We start from the raw sequence: 18,241 nt of genomic DNA, 5'->3' as shown, positions 1-18,241 counted from the left end.
TATTTCACGTAAGCGCTGCCAGGTGGAACCATGACCGACGGCACTGGGCTTCGCGTTGCGATTGCCCATGACTACCTGACCCAACGCGGCGGTGCCGAGAAGGTGGTGCTGGCGATGGCTCGCGCGTTCCCGGACGCGCCCATCTACACCACACTCTTCGAGCCGTCGACGACGTTCCCCGAATTTTCCGACCTCGACGTGCGGCCTTCCAAGTTGAACCGAGTCGGGTTCCTTCGCAAGAACCACCGCGCCGCCCTCCCACTGCTCCCGTTCGCGTCCTCGTCGATCGAGATCGACGCCGACGTGGTGCTGACCAGTACCAGCGGTTGGGCCCACGGCTTCCACACCTCCGGTCGCAAGCTCGTCTACTGCTACTCCCCGGCACGCTGGCTGTACGAATCACAGATGTACCTGGGTGAGGCGCGGAGTCCGCTCAAACGTGCTGCGCTCAAGACACTTTCAGCGCCGCTGCGCACCTGGGACCAACGAGCGGCCCTCTCGGCCGACCGATATCTCGCCATCTCCACCGTGGTGAAGCAACGCATCACCGACGCATACGGCATCGAGTCGACGGTGCTACCCGCGCCGTTCACCGTCGAGACAGCGACGCCGGAGTCGATCCCCGAGGCGGAGGCCTTTCTGAGCGGCTCGGGCTACTACCTGTGCATCTCACGGCTGCTGCCGTACAAGAACGTCGACAAGGTCATGGCCGCGTTCGCCGGCACCGACCGCAAGCTGATCGTCGTCGGCCGCGGCCCCGAGGCAGACCGATTGCGAAAGCTCAAGTCCGACAACGTACTGATGCTCAGCGATCTGACCTCGGGACAGATGACCTGGCTCTACCAAGGCTGTAACGGTTTGATCGCCGCGAGCTATGAAGATTACGGATTGACCCCCATCGAAGCGGGCTTCCACGGCAAGCCCAGCGCAGTGCTGCACTGGGGCGGGTTCCTCGACACCGTCGAGGAAGGCGTATCCGGTGTGTACTTCGATCAGCCCCAACCCGATTCGATCCGTGACGCGGTGACAATCCTCGAACGAACCACGTGGGAACCCTTGAAGATCAAAGCGCACGTCGAGCAATTCAACGAAGAACGCTTCGCCGCCGAACTGCACGCGGCAGTGTCCGAGATGTACACAGAAAACATGGAGAGGGCGGCATCGTGATGACCAAGCGCGCACTGATCACCGGCATCACCGGCCAGGACGGCCTCTACCTCGCCGAACTGCTGTTGAACAAGGGATACAAAGTCTTCGGTTTGATTCGCGGACAGAACAACCCGAAGGCCGCCATGGTCGAACGGGAGCTACCTCAGGTCCAGATCCTGCACGGCGATCTTCTGGATCTCTCGGCCTTGATGCGCGCATTTGCCGTCGCCGACCCCGACGAGGTCTACAACCTCGGAGCCGTCTCGTTCGTGGCGTACTCGTGGGAGAACGCGCGCCTCACCACCGATGTCACCGGCGGCGGTGTGCTGAACATGCTCGAGTCCACCCGGCTCTACGAGCAGGTATCGGGCAAGCAGGTCCGCTTCTACCAGGCGTCCAGTTCGGAGATGTTCGGCAAGGTCCAGCAGGTACCGCAGCGCGAGGAAACGCTCCTGTGGCCCCGGTCCCCGTACGGCGTGGCCAAGGTCTACGGGCACTACATGACCATCAACTACCGCGAGTCCTACGGCATGCACGCCAGCTCCGGCATTCTGTTCAACCACGAATCACCCCGTCGCGGGCCGGAATTCGTCACTCGCAAGGTCTCCCAGGCCGTCGCCCGCATCGCCCTCGGATTGCAGACCGAGATCTCGCTGGGAAACCTCGACGCCAAGCGCGACTGGGGATTTGCCGGCGACTACGTCGAGGCCATGTATCTGATGCTGCAGCAGGACGAGGCCGACGACTACGTGATCTCCACCGGCGAGACACATTCCATCCGAGAACTCCTGGACCATGCGTTCGCCGCAGTGGACATCACGGACTGGGAGCGCTACGTCAAGATCGACCCACAGTTCTTCCGTCCCGCTGAGGTCGATCTACTCGTCGGTGACTCCGCCAAAGCCCATGCAGCACTGGGCTGGAAGCCGAAGGTTGCCTTCCCCGAACTGGTTGCGATGATGGTGCACAACGACCTTGCCGAGCAGTCGCCCGACACGGCCGCAATCGCGTGAACACCGGGCACCGCCCGACCGCGCTGATCACCGGAGTGGCAGGCCAGGACGGCAGCTACCTCGCCGAGCTTCTGCTCGAACGCGGTTGGGCCCTCCACGGTGTAGCCAAGCCAGGTGGTAACGACGGCACAGTCAACCCGCACGTCGCGCAACACCACGTCGATATCAGCAAGCCCGGGGTTGCCCAGGTTCTGATTCGCGACATCGAACCCGATTATGTGTTCCACCTCGCCGGCATCTCGTCGGTGTGGCGCTCGTGGAACGACCCGGTTCTCACGACCCGGGTGAACGGAGTATCGGCGGCTGCCCTGCTCGATGCCTGCTTCACGCAGCAGGAGGCGTCGGGCAAGCGCATCATGGTGGTGAATGCATCCAGTGCCGAGATCTTCGCCGGATCCGGAGTATCCCTGCAGAACGAGGGAACCCCAATTGCCCCGACTTCTCCGTACGGCGCATCGAAGGCTTTGAGCCACAACATGGTTCAGGTCTACCGATCCCGCGGTCTCGAAGCAACCAATGCCATCCTGTTCAACCACGAATCGCCGCGGCGACCGGAAACCTTCGTGACCCGCAAGATCACCAAGGCGGCCGCCGCCATCTCCCGCGGCACTCGTGACACGCTCGAGCTCGGCAACCTCACCTCGGAGCGAGATTGGGGCTGGGCACCCGACTACGTCGACGCGATGGCAGCGATGGCCGACTACGGCAAGGGAGACGATTTTGTTGTCGCCACCGGCGAGGCGCACAGCGTGGCGGACTTCGTCACCGCCGCGTTCGAGGCGGTGGGGATCGACAACTGGCGCGATTACGTCCGCAGTGACTCCGAGATGCTCAGACCCGCCGACTCGGCAAGAATGGTGGGCGACGCCACCAAAGCCCGGGACCTGTTGGGCTGGGCACCGACCAAGGACTTCGATCAGATCGTCAAGGCGATGGTCGAGTTCGACATGACCGAGGAGATGGCAGCATGACAGCGGTGGAACGGCCTGTGGGCGACGCGGAACCCGAGATCTACGACGTGTCGAACTACAAGATGCAGGACATCACGTTCAAGCGGAAGCTGCGCAATCGCATCGGCACGCTCGGCTTCAACATGTTCGTGACCTTCATTCCGTCACACTGGATTCGGCAGAACTTCCTGCGCGCGTTCGGAGCGACGATCGGCAAGGACGTCTCGATCTTCCGCGGCACCACCATCCTCGATCCCGAGGGCCTCACCATCGGCGACGCGTGCTCCATCGGATTCCGCTGCATGCTCGACGCCCGCGGCGGCATCACGATCGGCAGCAACGTCGTCATCGCCAGTGACACCCACATCATCGCCGGCTACCACGACCACAACTCGCCGGAGTTCACCCCGATCCTCGAGCCCTGCGTCATCAACGATTACGTGTGGATTGCCAGTCGCAGCACGCTTCTCAGCGGTGTGACCCTGGGCCGCGGCGCGGTCGTCGGCGGTTGCTCCATGGTGCGCGGAGACGTGGGCGAACTCGAAGTGGTCGCCGGAGTGCCTGCCAAGGTGCGCGCGATGCGCGATCCCAAGGCCCTCGCCTACCGTCCGAAGTATCGGCCGCTGTTCTACTGATGATTCTGCGCGACTGCCGACTCGTCTACCTCGCCCCTCGATCCGGAGTGGGCGGGGTAGGCGACTATGCCGATGATTTCGCCGACGCTGTGCGCCACCACTTCGGCGAAGTGATCGAGTATCGCCACGACGGACCCGGGTCGCATTCGGTACGAGACATTCTGCGGCACCGCAAAGCAATACAGGAGCTCGTCGACGCCGATCCGGAGCGCGTCATCGTGCACTGCGAACTCAGCGGCGGCTCGGTGATGCCGTTCTGGGCTACCGCTCGTCTCACCGGCAACCCACTGGTGACCGCGACCGTGCACGATCCACCCGGCATCGTCTGGTGGCCCGCCCGTACCAAATTCCTGGCCGGCAAGAAGGTGCTCAACCACGGCCTGCACTACCCACTTCGGGCAGCGTGGCGCAGGCTGGAACGCGCCGTCGTCGGCCGTCGAACGCTGTTCGCACTCACCCGTTCCGGTGCCGACTCCCTGGAACGCAGCTACCCCGCCGTGACGGCAGAAGCTGTGATGCACTTCGTCCCCGAACGGCCCGACATCACCCCGGCCGAAGATCGCCCACTTGCCGTCGGCCTGTTCGGATTCGTCTACCGCGGTAAAGGATTCGATCAGCTCCAGCAGCTGCGAGATCGTCTGCCGAGCGAGATTGCCATTCGCATCGCCGGACGCGGAACCGAACTGCTCGACCCCGTGGACGGCGTCGAGATTCTCGGAGAGGTGAACGGACCCGACGAGGACGCCTTCTTCGAATCCATCCGTGCACTCGTGGTGCCCTACGGCAAACGATCCATCTACGGCGACGCGTTCCCTGCCTCCGGCTCGGTGAGCCGTGCCATCGCCTACCAAACCCCGGTCGTCTGCCTCGAGGAAGGCGCGCTCTCCGAAACCGACGGCGGTGCATTGGTTGTCGCCGGCGGAACCGTCGAGATCGCCGACGCCACCGCTCGCCTAGTTACCGATCGAGAAGCGCTGACCCGACTCCGCCACGAAGTGGAGACACTGCGCAGCGCCAACGCTCCCCACCTGGTGGCCGAGAACTTCGTGGCTGTGTGGTCGAAATGATGCGGTGGTCGAAATGAACGGCAATCTGATCAAGGCCGGGGTCGCCGCCCTGTGGACCTACGGCGGGCGCGGAATCGGCCTGCTGTGGACCGTCGCGCTGATCGCCAAACTGGGGATCAGCGACTACGGCCAATACGCCATGGCGTTCGCACTGGCCGCGATTCTCGCCGCACCCCTGGATCACCCGTTCACCGTGCGCTCCATCCGCGTGAGCGAACGAGAGTTCCTGGGCGAGCGCACCACTCGTGTGCTGGCCGGTGCCGTATTGATCGTCGGCGGACTGTGCCTGGTGCAGGTGAGCTACATCGCCTGGTTCGCCCTCGTCATCGGCGGCGGCGAGTTGGTCTTCAATGCCTACAAGAGCAGGGCATTGCGTGACGGCCGTCCTGATCTGACACAGCGCCTGGACACCACTCGCCAAGCGACCTCCATCGCGCTCGCAACGGCGTACCTGTTCGCCGTTCCCGACCCGTCGCTGACGGAGGCCAGCCTGCTCTACGCTGCGCCGTACTTCGTCATCGCGCTGCTGGCCGCGCTGCAGACCCGGGTCGCGGCACCGCGCATCCCCGGATCGTGGCGCGAGATGTCGATGCTGTTCTCGGAGAACCTCGCCAACGCGGTCTACATCCAGGGCGACGTGCTGCTGCTCGGCTTCCTCACGGACTCGACGATCGCCGGGTACTACTCCGTCGCTGCGGTGACGGCCTGGGCCGTGGCCTTCATCGGCCAGGCCTTCGGCAACACCTTCCACGAAAAGCTGCGCGCAGCAGATGGATTGGTCAGTGCCGGTCCGGCGTTGAGGCACACGGCGATTCTCGGCGGTGCCGCTGGATCTCTGCTGTTGGCGGCCGGAATCGTACTGTTCTTCACTCCGGCATCCCCGCAGATTGCCGGCGCTCTGGTGGTGATGTCCCTGTTCGTGGTGATGCGGGTGATGAACCATGTGTTCACCACCGTGCTGTACCTCCAGCATCGCGACCGCACGCGGGTGCTGGCTGCCGCAACACTCGCGCCGCTGAAGATGGTGCTCGTGTTGTGCCTGTTCCCCTTCGGTGCCGTCGGCGCAGCCGTGGCGTCGGTGATCACCGATGCCGTGCTCCTCGTCTGGTTCATGCGCGCCCTGTACCGAGATCCGGTGAAAGAAGAAGTGACGCAATGAGACGCGCAACCTTCCTGCTGTCCAAGGACCCCGTCACCGAACACGGTGGCGACATCGCATTGTCTCGCTTGATGATGCAGCTGGCCCGCGAGGCCTTCGAGGTGCGCTCGATCTGCCTGTCCAAGGAGACCGATGTAGCTCCCGATGTCGTCCGCGTTCCCAAGCCGAAGGTCGATGTCGGTTTGCTGGCGAAGTCCCTGAGGCCGACCCGCTCGGTGGTACACGGGCGCTACGACGTCGACGCCTTCCGTGATGCCATCGACGCATCGAGCTCGGATGTGTATGTGGCCGAACACAGTTACATGGCCGAGTCGTTCCTCCGCTCGGCCAAACTGGGGTCACCGTTCGCGATCAACACCGTCAACACCGAATCGCAGGTGTGGAAGGTGACGCGCGGGTTGATCGGCCGCATCGAGGCGCCGCGCATCCTGCGCGACGAGATTCGCGTAGCCCGCGCAGCGGATGCCGTCGGGACGTACGACGCCGACGAGGCACAGATGTACCGAGACAAAGGTGTGCGTGACGCCCGCTGGATCGACCTCACCCTCGAACCCGCGCCGCAGCTGAATCTGGCCGAGACCGCACAACGTCTGGTGTTCATGGGCACTCGCGACTGGCCGCCCAACCAGGAGGCCTTCAAGATCGCTCTGGAGTACTGGCCGGCCATCTCTGCGGGCATCGACGGTGCCGAGCTGTGCATCATCGGCGCGAAGGCCCCGGGTGCCAAGGATCCCGTCTATCCGGCCGGAGTTCGCGACCTCGGTTTCGTCGACGACCTGCAGGACTTCCTCGGCACCTGCCGCGCTCTGATCGCACCCGTCGCCACCGGCGGCGGCGTACGCGTCAAGATCCTCGACGCCGCGAGCAAAGGCCTACCCGTCGTCGGAACCTCCGCGGCCGTCGGATCCCTCGACTCGATCTTCGAGCTGCCCACCTTCGACGACAAAGAGCAGTTCGTCGCCGAATGCCGCCGCTACCTGCTCGATCGCACCGCCGCCGTCAAAGCGGGCGAGCGCATCTACGAACTGAACTCCGCACGTTGGCACGATCGCATCCCCCACTCCACCGTGGAGTCACTGATCGGTGCTCCGCTGACACGCACCCTAGGATGATCGCCATGACCCTCCGCTCACGTCTGCTCACCGTTGCGGCAGCCGCCGCGATCGCCGTCGGTCTCTCGTCACCCATGGCGCATGCGGCACCGGCCGACCTCGGATTCACCGGCGGAGCTCCGTTCCTGACGCTCGACGACGCCACTCTGAACAACGAGCTCGGGGCCGGACGCGAGATCGGTGCCTCGTGGGTGCGGGTGGTAGTGAACTGGGCGGCCATCGAGACAGCACCCGGAGTGTTCGACTGGGGCAACACCGATCGCGTGATCAATGCCGCGACGGCGCAGGGCTACTCGGTACTGGCCGTGCTGGGCGGAACCCCCGCATGGGCACAGGGTGGCGTCGCCTCCCCGCTGCCGGGCGCAGTTCCGTTGGATCCCAACACCTTCGGTGCATTCGCCGGTGCCGCAGCGGCGCACCTCGGCGATCGCGTCGACAGCTACGAGGTGTGGAACGAGCCCAACATCCCCACCTTCTTCGCGCCCGTCGACGCCGCCCGCTACACCGGTCTGCTGCGCGCCGCCTACCCCGCGATCCACAACGCCGACGCCGGAGCCACCGTGCTCAGCGCCGGATTGGCCACCACCGTGAACTTCGGTGCCTGGACCGTTGCGCCGGTGACCTTCCTCCAGCAGATGTACGCAGCAGGAGCAGGCGGATTCATGGATGCCGTTGCGCTGCATCCCTATACGTTCCCCTTCACCGTCGAGAACGATCCCAACGGCCAATGGGCGCAGGTGGATCAGGCCTACGGCACCATGGCGGCCAACGGCGACGGCGGCAAGAAGATCTGGATCACCGAACTGGGCGCACCCACCGGCAACGGTCCGATGGCCGTCACCGAGGACGCACAGGCCGCAATCATCGGCTCGAGCCTGGCCAAGGCGTCGTCACTGCCCTACGTGGGACCGGTGTTCGTGCACTCGCTGCGTGACTCGGGAACCGACCCCGCCGATTCGGAACAGAACTACGGACTGCTGCGCTCGGACTTCAGCCACAAGCCGGCATTCGACGTAGTACGGGGTTCGTGAATCGCTGAAGGGTTCGGGTTCAGGACCTCACACCCTTTTTCCCGACCGCGCGCCCGAGTTCAACTCATAGAAAGGTCGCGCACCGTGCAGCAGGGGTGTGAGGTTACTCAGCCGCAGGGGCGGTCCGGTGAGCGCACCTCACGGTTCACGATCGCCCTTCATACGCGGCATCCCGCTCATTCGACTCGATACTGAACCCTCAGGTTCGGTGTCGTCACGTGCATCGTCAGCACGGTCATACGTCGCGCTGCGGTAATCTTCGTGTCCGGGGCCGCAGAGAATCGACAGGGCAGGAACATACGTGAGGCAGACGCAGTGCGTGTTTCGGTCGCTGCTGGGGGCAGATACGCCTGTTCAGCGCTCACTGAACGACCCTGTTGCCGCGCGAATTGTCGACGAGGCAATCGAGGCCGTGACAGTTCTCGGTTGGCGTCGCATGACGATGAGCGATGTAGCCAAACGTGGTCGCATCGGCCGAGCGACGCTGTACCGCTATTTCGCCTCCAAAGACGAACTGCGTGACGCCATCTTTCTGCGTGAACTCAACCGGTTCATGGAAGAATCCAACGTCGCCAGGACCAGCGCGGCGTCCGTGGAAGATGCGCTGACCTCCTCGCTTGCGATCACACTGGAGTTCGTCCATGACAACAGAATGCTGGAGCGACTGCGCGAAACCGATCGCGAAATGCTTCTCGAGACCTTGTTCGACGACGATCTCATCGCGACGGTGCGTGAATTCTCTGCCCAGCTGTGGAAGACCCAGCTGTACGGCGAGGCTCCCGTGGACGAATCCGTGATGACACATCTCCGTACCGTCAGTGAGATCACTGGTCGACTGTCGCTGTCCCTGATCGCCAACCCACGAACCACAGCCGACTTCGCTACCCCCGATGCGTCTCGTGCCTACGTTCGGCGGTACATCTTGCCCCTTCTCGGCCCACCCTCTGACCCTCACCAAGGGTAGTTCTCGTACGTGCCACCCTTTCTTCACGTCGCCATTCATCTTGTGCCAGTCTTGAGTGGCTGATAGCCTCGGCCATCACTGAGACAGTTTAGATGCCATTGTCTCACTATGGAAGGCGTCACATGGCTCGTCGATCAGTGGGTAGAAGTCCCTTTCGTGCGGTGGCCGCATTCGCCGCACATCATTCCTGGTGGGTCGTCGGCATCTGGCTGATCGCGGTCGCTGCCCTCAATGTTGTTGCGCCGCAGCTGGAACAGACAGCGACCGAGAAGTCTGCGGCAATTGTTCCGTCGGACATGCCGTCCACGCAGGCACTGGTCGATATGTCCAACGACTTCGGTACACCGGCCTCGACAGCGGTGGGGGCCGTCGTCCTGGCCAGCGATGGCGGGTTCGGCGAGCAAGAGCAGAAGTACTACTCCGAACTCATTGCCCGCCTGTTGGCCGACCGCGACCACGTGGCTTTCGTTCTCGACATGTACGGCAACCCAGCTACCCGGGACTTCGCGCTGAGCCCCGACGGCAACGCCGTCACCGTCACGGTCGGTGAGCAGGGCGAAATCGGCACCTCCGACGCGCACCGATCCACCCAGGCCATCCGTTCGACAATCGAAGACGTTGCGATGCCCGAGGGATTGGACGTGCACTTCTCGGGTCCCGCACCGACTTTGGTCGACGAGTTCACTGCCGTGGACACGTCGATGGTCCTGATCACCGTGGTGTCTGTCCTGCTCATCACGTTGATGCTCGTCATCGCGTTCCGATCAGTGGTCGCCGCGCTGATCCCGTTGCTGACCATCGGTATCGCGCTGGCAGCGTCACGCGCGGTTGTATCCGCCTTGGGATGGAATGCGGTGCTCCCGGTCTCGACTCTGACGGTCACCTTGATGACAGCGCTCGTCCTCGCATCCGGTACGGACTACGCCATCTTCCAGACGGCGGCCTTCCACGACGCGCGGCGACGCGGAGAGAGTCCGCTGCGGTCGGTCATCGCTGCGGGATCGAACGTGGGAGCTGTTCTGACAGCATCGGCATTGACCGTCGCCGCCGCAGCGACGTCGATGATCTTCGCCAAGAACGGCATGTTCACCACCTCCGGCCCTGCGATCGCCATCGGGGTGATGGTCACCCTCACGGTGTCTGTAACCCTCACCCCCGCACTGCTGTCGATCTTCGGACGCCGCGGATGGATCGAGCCCCGCGTTTCACGCGAACGTCGATGGCGCAAGCGAGGCACCCGAATCCTCCGCCGCGCAGGCACACTCACCGCAGTGTCGGTTCTCGCGCTGATAGCGTTGGCTGCCCCAGCGCTGGGCATCGTCCCCAACGGTGACGACAGTGCCATGATCATGGGCGACGCCGACTCCACGGCGGGATACGACACGGTGTATCAACACTTTCCGGCCAACGAAATCGTGCCCGAGTATTTGATCGTTCGCGCAGACCACGACCTGCGAAACTCGACGGATCTCGCAGCATTGGACCGCGCCGCCGCCGCCGTTGCCGACCTACCGAACGTTGCGTACGTACGGTCGTTGACTCGACCTGACGGCGAACCGCTCCCCGAGTCGGCAATCGGTTATCAAACCGGTCTGATCGGCAGCCGCCTGGGCGCGGCGCAGGGTCAGATCGCCAACGCACAACCCGACCTCGAGCGATTGGCGTCCGGCATCACCGAACTGCGAGACGGCGCTCTCGACGCTCAGAAGCAACTTCCCCAACTAATCGACGGGACCAACCAGGTTGTTGCGCTGTCCAATTCGGTGATCGACCTCTTACCCACTGCCACGGCTCTGACCTCTGCCACCACTTCCGACGGCCGGACCCTCGATCAAGTACTCGGCCAAGTACAGTCGCTGACCGGCACACTCGGCACCCTGGTCTCCGCTGTCCAGGCGAACCAGAGCGCGGTGAACGATTTCCAGACTGCGTTGGCACCGTTCGCTTCTCCCGACCCGTCGCCGCAGTGCGCTGTGAACCCGGGTTGTTCGGCCGGGCGCGCACTGTTCGATCAGCTCGACGCCGCAACCTCCGGCGCACTGACCGCCGCCCTGTCCGCAGCCGACGCTGTCTCCGCGCTCCCACCCGACACCGTCGACACCATCGAGGGAGTCCTCCCGGCCCTTCGTAACGGACTCGGCGAGATCGATTCACTCGTAGCATCTCTCGACGGCCGCACACCGCAATCGATCCGATCCGATCTCGAGCGACTCCAAGACGGGATGTCCTCACTGGCAACAGGAATGGACCAGATTGCCGGCGGGCTCTCCCAGGCCACAGACGGGACCGACACCACCGTAGCGCTGACCGGGCAACTCTCCGACGGTCTCGGCGAGGCTGCGAACTATCTGGCGTCCATGAGTCACGACACCACTACCGGGCCGGGCTCCGGCTTCTACCTCCCCCCGAGCGCATTGCAGGACCAACGGTTCGTCACCGGAGCGAAGCTGCTGATGTCGCCGGACGGCCACGTCGCGCGTATGTTGGTGATGCAGAAGGGCAACCCATACAGTTCCGACAACATCGCCGCTGTTGGTGGAATTGCCCAGGCTGCACGAAACTCGTTGCAGGGCAGCACTCTTGCGGACTCCGAAGTCAGCTCCACCGGCCTCACCTCGATCACGGCCGACATCATCGATCAAGCAGAACGCGACTTCCTGCTGATCGCGATCGTCGCAGCCGTTGCCGTCTTCGCCATCCTCGCCGGTTTGCTTCGCAGCCTCGTCGCACCCGCTCTGCTCGTGACAACCGTGTTGCTGTCCTTCGCTTCGGCCGCCGGTATCAGCGTCCTCCTGTGGCAGCACCTGATCGGTATCGGCCTGCACTGGTCGGTTCTTCCGGTCTCGTTCATGTGCCTGGTCGCCGTCGGAGCCGACTACAGCATGCTGTTCGCGTCCCGAGTCCGCGAGGCCAGCGGCAGCGGCACCACCAGTGGAATACTACGAACGTTCGGAACCACCGGCAGCGTGATCACCACTGCCGGAGTGGTATTCGCAGTCACCATGTTCGCCCTGATGTCAGGATCGGTAGTCCTGCTGTTGCAGACCGGCTTCACCATCGGTGTCGGACTACTGCTCGACATCGCCGTGGTGCGCACCATCATCGTCCCTGCGGCGCTGCACCTACTCGGCAACCGAATCTGGTGGCCCTCGGCACCAGCAGCGCAGCGTGCGCGCACCCACACAACACAGGCCCGACACGGCATTTGACGCCTGACGTGGATATCGACCCATTCGACGCGAAGGTGGCCGCAGCGATCGAATGGGCACCTCACGGCGGCGGAACTGCACTCGAAATCGATGCCGCCTTCTCTATGACCGAGGTCGCGTTCTACCGCCACGTTCTGGCTCTGATTCGAACGGACGAATACCGTCGCAGACTCCCCGATGTCGTGCTCGAACGACTGACAGACATAGCTCGGTACCGAATACAGTCAGAGAATTAGCCTCGGTCACCTCACGGCAGACTGGGCACGAACTCCGTTCCAGCGCTGCGTGATCGACACCCCTAGGCGTACTCGGCTCATCGCGAAGTGGAGTATCTCAACAGTCGCCGATACAGGCCTGGGTCGAGCTCTAGCGCGCCCTGCCGACTGAGAATTCGATGCAGACGTGCTCGAAAAGCACCGACGGAAAGTCCGAACTTCAGCAAGATCTCGGACGCGTCCGCGCCGCCGTAGGGCTCCCATGCGCAGGCAAAGTCCAGGAGTATCTGCTCCTCGGTCTGCCGTGATGCGGCCATGTCTACCTCCGATCGGAACTGCACAGGTGGGTCTCGGTGGCGGCACGTCTCACCGTCGACGATGCACACGTAGACAAACCGACACAATCTGTCTTACTGTCTCTCAAGAGTATTGGATCGGATCCGACGCGGTCAAGCACAAAGGGCGACAAGCCAATTCCATCCACAGACCTAGTGCTTCCCGCGGCTCGGACGTCAACAAGACAGGGGCTGTACACAATGACCAAGATCGCCGTAGTGACAGGCGCAGGCCGAGGGATAGGACGCGCAATCACCGACAGGTTGAGCCGCGATGATTGGACGGTCTACGCCACGGTTCGCTCCCATGCCCACCTGGACGAACTGTCCGGACTGGACCGCGTCGTGCCAGTGATGCTCGATATCACCGACGACGACGCAGGAGAAGTTCTGACGAAGCAGATACCCGGCCGAATCGACGCACTGATCAACAATGCCGGCTACGCCGTGACCGGCCCGCTCGAGACCATCTCCCCCGAGCAGATGACCATGCAGTTGGCAACGAACGTCGTTGGCCACCAACGCATCACGCGTACACTACTACCGAACCTACGCGCAGACGACGGCGACACGGCCGGCCGAATCCTCTTCGTGTCGTCACTGGCAGGATTGTTCGCCGTACCGGGCAGCGGCGCCTACACGGCCTCGAAGTATGCACTCGAGGGGCTTGCGGATACCTATCGCCTCGAATTGAGACGCTGGGGCATCGGTGTCAGCCTCATCGAGCCGGGCACGACGAGGACCGACATCTGGACCGGCATGATGGACAACTTCGAGGAGACGGTCTCGCAATGGTCCGTCGACGAGAAGGATCTGTACGGCCCGTACATCCGAAAGATGCGCCGGCTCGTTCCCCTGACAGCGAGAAGTGCCGTCCCGCCTGATCGTGTCGCAGACACCGTCATACGCGCACTGAACGCCAGACGTCCTCGCCGACGCTACCGATGCGATCTGGCCAGCCGTGTGCAGGTCTGTGCAATGGCTCTGACACCTACCTTCATCACCGACCGAGCGATGGTCGGAGCGCTGGCCTGATCAGCATGGGGATGCGGACCATGCGCGCGGGCGGTGTCAGCGGAGAGTGACCTGCGTTCCTCGGAGTGCGGGAGCGCCCAATGTGGTCGTCCAGGAGGGGACGGCGTCGGGTGCAATTCCGGTGGCCCCACCGTAAATGACGGCCAAGGTCTGCTGCTCGGTGACCGAGCCTGCGTACGAGGCGGGCACCGGGGAGAGCTGTGGGGCCGGAAGCGCTGGAAGATTCTGCTCACCGGGGTTTCGTGTGGGCACCTGGTAGGAGCCGTCATTGGGTGAGCCGCCCGGATACTGCGGTAGGTACTTGCCTGTACTGCGGTCGAGGGGGGTGTAGCAGTTCGGGGCCCGATCATCGAACAGTCGTGGCTCGTCCTGATTCGGCAGATAGCGCCCCTTCGGGTTGACCAACGGCATCGAAACGTTGATTCCAGGGAAGTCGTCGCGACCACCGAGGGCCGTCTCCGCAAGCCGCGGGCCGTCGGCGAACTCTTCGGCAGTGCAGCCCAGAGCAGGCGAGAACTCGGCGAACACCTCGAGCGCCTCACGTGAGTTCGCGGCCAGGCCGATGATGTCGGCGGAGTTGGCGTCGAGGAAATCTGCGGTCGTGTTCGAGGCCGATGCGAGTGAGGCATACAGCGGTTCGAGGGCCGGACGCTTCTCGACGACGGTCCTGCCGGTGGTCCGCAGATTGTCCAGAGCATTGATCAACTCGGGAGCCGCATCGGAGTAGGTCTGCGAGAAGTCCGCCAGGCCACGTAGATCCTGCTGGATCGCGGGAAGTTCGGTGTCGAGCCCGGCGAAGATGTTCTCCAGCCGGTCGATGGTGAGGCCGAGTTCCTCGCCGCGACCGCTCAGACCCTGCGCCAGAGCGCCGAGCGTGTTCGCAAGGTCCTGCGGGGGCACGGCTTGGAGCAACGGCAACAGGCCGTCGAGCAGCTGTCCCACCTCGATGGCATTGCCGCTGCGATCCTGCTTCAGCACGGTGCCGTCACCGATGGGTGAGGCGGGCATGCCGTCCGGGAGTATCAGCGAGACGTACCGCTCGCCGAACAGTGTCTTCGGCAAGAGCCGTGCGGTGGCGTTCGAGGGGATCATCTCGGCCATGTCCGGCTGGATCGCCAACTCGGAGGTCACGACGCCATCTGTCGTCGTCGCCGATCGGACTTCTCCGACGATCATGCCGCGCACCTTGACATCGGCATTGCGGGGCAGCGCGTTGCCCACGCTGTCGGTCTCGAGGAAAACAGTCACCACGTCCTGAAACGTCTTGTTGTACGAGGTGACGCTCCACCCGACGAACACGACGATGAGTACCACGAGGGCAATTCCGAGAAGCCGATTCTGCAACGGCGACGGGGTGCCGGTCATGAGACGGACTGTGCGGCAACGGCTGTCATGTCGCGAACTTTAGTGCGACACGACGTCACATAAACCGCCCTTGTGAGCCACACCGATATTTCAGCCATTGGTGATCTGTGCCACTTTTCTCCACCGAAGGAAGCCTCCCAAAAGCCGGGTTGACACCATTGGCTAATCGGATTAGCTGTGAGCTACACCAGTTAGCCACCCCAGCTTTGGAGCCCATCATGACCGACCTACTCGCCATCGGAAACAACACCCTCGCGTACGACCTGACCGGCGACGGTCCCCTCGTCGTCCTGGCCCACGGCATCGGTGACAGCCGGCATGCGTACCGATTTCTCGCCCCGGCGCTGGTCGAGGCCGGATACCGGGTAGCGAACCTCGACATTCGTGGTTGCGGAGAGTCCAGCCTCGGATGGGACGGCTACCGCCGGACCGACATCGCCGGCGACTTGGTCGCCCTCGTTCGTCACCTCGGTGGGCCGGCGGTGATCATCGGCCATTCGATCAGCGGTGGTGCCGCGACCATCGCTGCCGCCACCGCCCCCGAATTGATCGTGGGCCTCGTCGAGCTCGCACCCTTCACTCGCGCCGTCACCTATTCCTTCGGCGCTTTGCTGACGAACAATCAGTACCGCAGCGCCACCGTACTGCTGGGTCGAACCGTGATGACCGGAAGCCTGACCGCCTGGCAGAAGTACCTCGATCGCGCCTACCCGATCAAGCCCGCCGACTGGGACGATGAGCTGGCTCGCATCGGAACCGTCCTGCGCGAGCCCGGCCGAATGAAAGCCCTTCAGTCCATGTGCAATTCCGCGCCCACCGACGCCGGTGCTCAACTCGGCAACGTGCACTGCCCAGTACTCGTCGTCGAAGGCAGTGCCGATCCCGATTTCGCCGACCCCCGCGCCGAGGCCGACCGCATCGTCGCCGATCTCCCCACCGGCATCGGCGAGGTAGCCGTCCTCGACGGCGTCGGGCATTACCCACACGCCCAGGCACCGAATGAACCTCTTGCCGTTGCTTTTCCGTTCCTCGAAAGGACGCTCAACCATGCCTAGGGCCGGCCTCGCTCCCGCATCGGTCACCGAAGCCGCTGCCGATCTGGCCGACGAGATCGGGATCGACCGCATGTCCATGGGACTGGTGGCCGAACGACTCGGCGTCAAGACACCCTCGCTCTACAAGCACGTCGACAATTTGGCCGATCTGGTGCATCGCGTTGGCGTGCTGGCCATGAACGAACTGGGCGACACCATCCGCGACGCCACCCAGGGCCGTGCAGGTCGCGACGCGCTCGTCGCCGGAACTCGTGCCATGCGCGATTACGTCGTCGCTCATCCCGGCAGATATGCCGCAGGCAACGCCGCCCAGATCACCGGACCCGACGACCCCCTGATGGCCGCAGCCAACCGCGTCATGGATTCCTGGGCCGCTATGTTGCACGGCTACCGCATCGACCCGGCACAGCAGACACATGCGCTACGGATGCTGCGCAGCCTGCTGCACGGATTCACCACACTCGAAACCGCACATAGCTTTCAACTCGGCACCGACCTCGACGACAGCTTCGACTGGATGATCGACTTCGTCGACCAATCCCTCACCCGCGCAGCACAACCGCCCCACACCGAGCGTGGCTGAGCTAGCCCTGCGTTCGATCGAGGGAAGACCGGAGATCAGGCCACCGTCAGGTAGATCAGTGCGACATTGAGTGCCACGATGACCGCTGCGATGAACCAGGCCGCGTACGCGGTCACCCGGCGATTGACGTCCTCACCCATCAGCGTTCGATCGGAGGTGAACCGCACCAGGGGGATCAACGCGAACGGAATTCCGAAGGACAGCACTACTTGCGAGACGACGAGAGCCCGACTGGGGTCGACCCCCGCGGCGAGAATTGCGAGTGCAGGAATCAGGGTCACAAGCCGCCGCACCACAATCGGGATGCGTTTGCGCAGCAGACCGTCCATGATCATCGCGCCGGCGTACGCCCCCACCGATGTCGATGCCAAACCGGACGCAAGCAGTCCCAACGCGAACAACAGCGCGACGACCGGACCTAGTGTCTCGCCCACCGCGGCGTGCGCACCCTCGATCGAATCCACGCCCTCTTTGCCCCCGAGAGTCGAGGCGGCCAGCAACAACATCGACATGTTCACCGCGCCGGCCAACAACATCGCCAGTCCGACGTCGACCCGGGTGATCCGCAACAGTCGCCGGCGAACCGGACCTGCGTCGGGATGCCCATGTCGATCACGAGCCAGGCCGGAATGCAGGTAGACCGCGTGCGGCATGATCGTCGCACCGAGCATTGCGGCTGCGATCAGCACGCTTTCCGCGCCGTCGAACCGCGGAACCAAACCCGCCGCGGCCGCGCTGAAGGACGGCGGCTCCACGACGACACTGGCGAGGAATCCGACCGCAATGACACCGAGCAAACCCAGGATCACGAACTCGAACGGGCGCTGACCGCGTCGATCCTGCACCAACAGCAACAGCATCGATACGGTCCCGGTGATCAACCCGCCGACCAGAAGCGGCAGATCGAACAACAGATACAACGCAATCGCGCCGCCGACGACCTCGGCGAGGTCGGTCGCCATGGCGACCACCTCCGCCTGCCCCCAATAAGCAAGTCGCACAGGCCTGCTCGATTTGTCACGAACAACTTCTGGGAGCGTCATCCCGGTGACGATGCCGAGCTTGGCGGACAAAAACTGAACCAGACCCGCCATGACGTTGGCGGCAACGATCACCCACACCAGAAGGTATCCGAATTGAGCACCGGCGCTGACATTGGAGGCGACATTTCCCGGATCCACGTACGCGATCGCGGCGACGAAAGCGGGACCGAGCAGAACGACACTCGAGCGCAACCGCGACGGGGACCCGGAAGATCGGCGCAGCAGGACAGCCATCGACATCACGCTCCAACGCCGCTCGGATTTTGAGGACCCGGACAATATAGTTCGGCAACCCAAACATTGCAACGGTCAACCACGGCC

Annotated in this window: 17 protein-coding genes; 14 read left to right on the top strand and 3 right to left on the bottom strand. The window is 63.6% G+C overall.

Going from position 1 to position 18,241, the window contains the following annotated elements; translation table 11 throughout:
• The first annotated feature begins 30 nt into the window (after positions 1-30).
• From ACQR3T_RS16155 to ACQR3T_RS16105, 11 genes are all read left to right on the top strand, one after another.
• Complete coding sequence (locus ACQR3T_RS16155) at positions 31-1,167, top strand: glycosyltransferase (protein ID WP_428694115.1); 1,137 nt, start codon at positions 31-33, stop codon at positions 1,165-1,167.
• On the top strand, positions 1,167-2,162 hold the full coding sequence (locus ACQR3T_RS16150) for a GDP-mannose 4,6-dehydratase (protein WP_428694405.1): 996 nt from the start codon (positions 1,167-1,169) through the stop codon (positions 2,160-2,162). The genes ACQR3T_RS16155 and ACQR3T_RS16150 overlap by 1 nt, the downstream gene beginning before the upstream one ends.
• Positions 2,159-3,133, top strand: coding sequence for a GDP-mannose 4,6-dehydratase (locus ACQR3T_RS16145; RefSeq protein ID WP_428694114.1), 975 nt, complete (start codon positions 2,159-2,161; stop codon positions 3,131-3,133). Before ACQR3T_RS16150 ends, ACQR3T_RS16145 begins: the two co-directional genes overlap by 4 nt.
• The gene (locus tag ACQR3T_RS16140; protein WP_032376055.1) at positions 3,130-3,747 is read left to right on the top strand and encodes an acyltransferase; all 618 of its coding nucleotides are present in this window, start codon (positions 3,130-3,132) and stop codon (positions 3,745-3,747) included. Before ACQR3T_RS16145 ends, ACQR3T_RS16140 begins: the two co-directional genes overlap by 4 nt.
• Positions 3,747-4,814, top strand: a complete 1,068-nt coding sequence (locus ACQR3T_RS16135) for a glycosyltransferase (RefSeq protein ID WP_230592657.1) — start codon at positions 3,747-3,749, stop codon at positions 4,812-4,814. Before ACQR3T_RS16140 ends, ACQR3T_RS16135 begins: the two co-directional genes overlap by 1 nt.
• Positions 4,815-4,827: 13 nt before the next feature.
• Entirely contained in the window at positions 4,828-5,973 is a 1,146-nt protein-coding gene (locus ACQR3T_RS16130) for a lipopolysaccharide biosynthesis protein (protein WP_428694113.1), read from the top strand.
• Positions 5,970-7,085 carry a glycosyltransferase gene (locus ACQR3T_RS16125; RefSeq protein WP_428694112.1) on the top strand — a complete coding sequence of 372 codons (1,116 nt, stop codon included), beginning with the start codon at positions 5,970-5,972 and terminating at the stop codon, positions 7,083-7,085. Before ACQR3T_RS16130 ends, ACQR3T_RS16125 begins: the two co-directional genes overlap by 4 nt.
• Before the next feature lie 5 nt (positions 7,086-7,090).
• Entirely contained in the window at positions 7,091-8,116 is a 1,026-nt protein-coding gene (locus ACQR3T_RS16120) for a hypothetical protein (protein WP_428694111.1), read from the top strand.
• A gap of 301 nt (positions 8,117-8,417) precedes the next feature.
• The gene (locus tag ACQR3T_RS16115) at positions 8,418-9,080 is read left to right on the top strand and encodes a TetR/AcrR family transcriptional regulator (RefSeq protein WP_428694110.1); all 663 of its coding nucleotides are present in this window, start codon (positions 8,418-8,420) and stop codon (positions 9,078-9,080) included.
• Between the two features lie 122 nt (positions 9,081-9,202).
• The gene (locus ACQR3T_RS16110; RefSeq protein WP_428694109.1) at positions 9,203-12,289 is read left to right on the top strand and encodes an MMPL family transporter; all 3,087 of its coding nucleotides are present in this window, start codon (positions 9,203-9,205) and stop codon (positions 12,287-12,289) included.
• A gap of 8 nt (positions 12,290-12,297) precedes the next feature.
• Positions 12,298-12,525 carry a hypothetical protein gene (locus ACQR3T_RS16105; protein ID WP_428694108.1) on the top strand — a complete coding sequence of 76 codons (228 nt, stop codon included), beginning with the start codon at positions 12,298-12,300 and terminating at the stop codon, positions 12,523-12,525.
• 77 nt (positions 12,526-12,602) lie between these two features.
• Here the strand turns inward: ACQR3T_RS16105 and ACQR3T_RS16100 are convergent, their stop codons facing one another.
• Positions 12,603-12,821, bottom strand: coding sequence for a DUF3263 domain-containing protein (locus ACQR3T_RS16100; RefSeq protein WP_032376050.1), 219 nt, complete (start codon positions 12,819-12,821; stop codon positions 12,603-12,605).
• 219 nt (positions 12,822-13,040) lie between these two features.
• Here ACQR3T_RS16100 and ACQR3T_RS16095 point away from each other — a divergent pair, with 219 nt between their 5' ends.
• Positions 13,041-13,874 (top strand): SDR family NAD(P)-dependent oxidoreductase, encoded by an 834-nt coding sequence (locus tag ACQR3T_RS16095; RefSeq protein WP_428694107.1) that lies wholly within the window; start codon positions 13,041-13,043, stop codon positions 13,872-13,874.
• A gap of 36 nt (positions 13,875-13,910) precedes the next feature.
• On the opposite strand, the gene ACQR3T_RS16090 is transcribed toward ACQR3T_RS16095, so the two are convergent.
• A complete protein-coding gene (locus ACQR3T_RS16090) occupies positions 13,911-15,239 on the bottom strand; it encodes an MCE family protein (protein ID WP_428694106.1) in 1,329 nt (442 codons plus the stop codon).
• Positions 15,240-15,457: 218 nt separating this feature from the next.
• On the opposite strand from ACQR3T_RS16090, the gene ACQR3T_RS16085 reads away from it, so the two are divergent.
• Positions 15,458-16,294 (top strand): alpha/beta fold hydrolase, encoded by an 837-nt coding sequence (locus ACQR3T_RS16085; protein WP_428694105.1) that lies wholly within the window; start codon positions 15,458-15,460, stop codon positions 16,292-16,294.
• Positions 16,287-16,877, top strand: coding sequence for a TetR/AcrR family transcriptional regulator (locus tag ACQR3T_RS16080; RefSeq protein WP_428694104.1), 591 nt, complete (start codon positions 16,287-16,289; stop codon positions 16,875-16,877). Before ACQR3T_RS16085 ends, ACQR3T_RS16080 begins: the two co-directional genes overlap by 8 nt.
• Positions 16,878-16,912: 35 nt before the next feature.
• On the opposite strand, the gene ACQR3T_RS16075 is transcribed toward ACQR3T_RS16080, so the two are convergent.
• The gene (locus ACQR3T_RS16075; RefSeq protein ID WP_428694103.1) at positions 16,913-18,154 is read right to left on the bottom strand and encodes an Nramp family divalent metal transporter; all 1,242 of its coding nucleotides are present in this window, start codon (positions 18,152-18,154) and stop codon (positions 16,913-16,915) included.
• Positions 18,155-18,241 lie beyond the last annotated feature (87 nt).

Source organism: Rhodococcus sp. IEGM1428 (assembly GCF_050321865.1).
Lineage (GTDB): Bacteria > Actinomycetota > Actinomycetes > Mycobacteriales > Mycobacteriaceae > Rhodococcoides.
The sequence above is the reverse complement of the archived record's forward strand: the minus strand, read 5'-3'. Positions and strand labels throughout refer to the sequence as shown.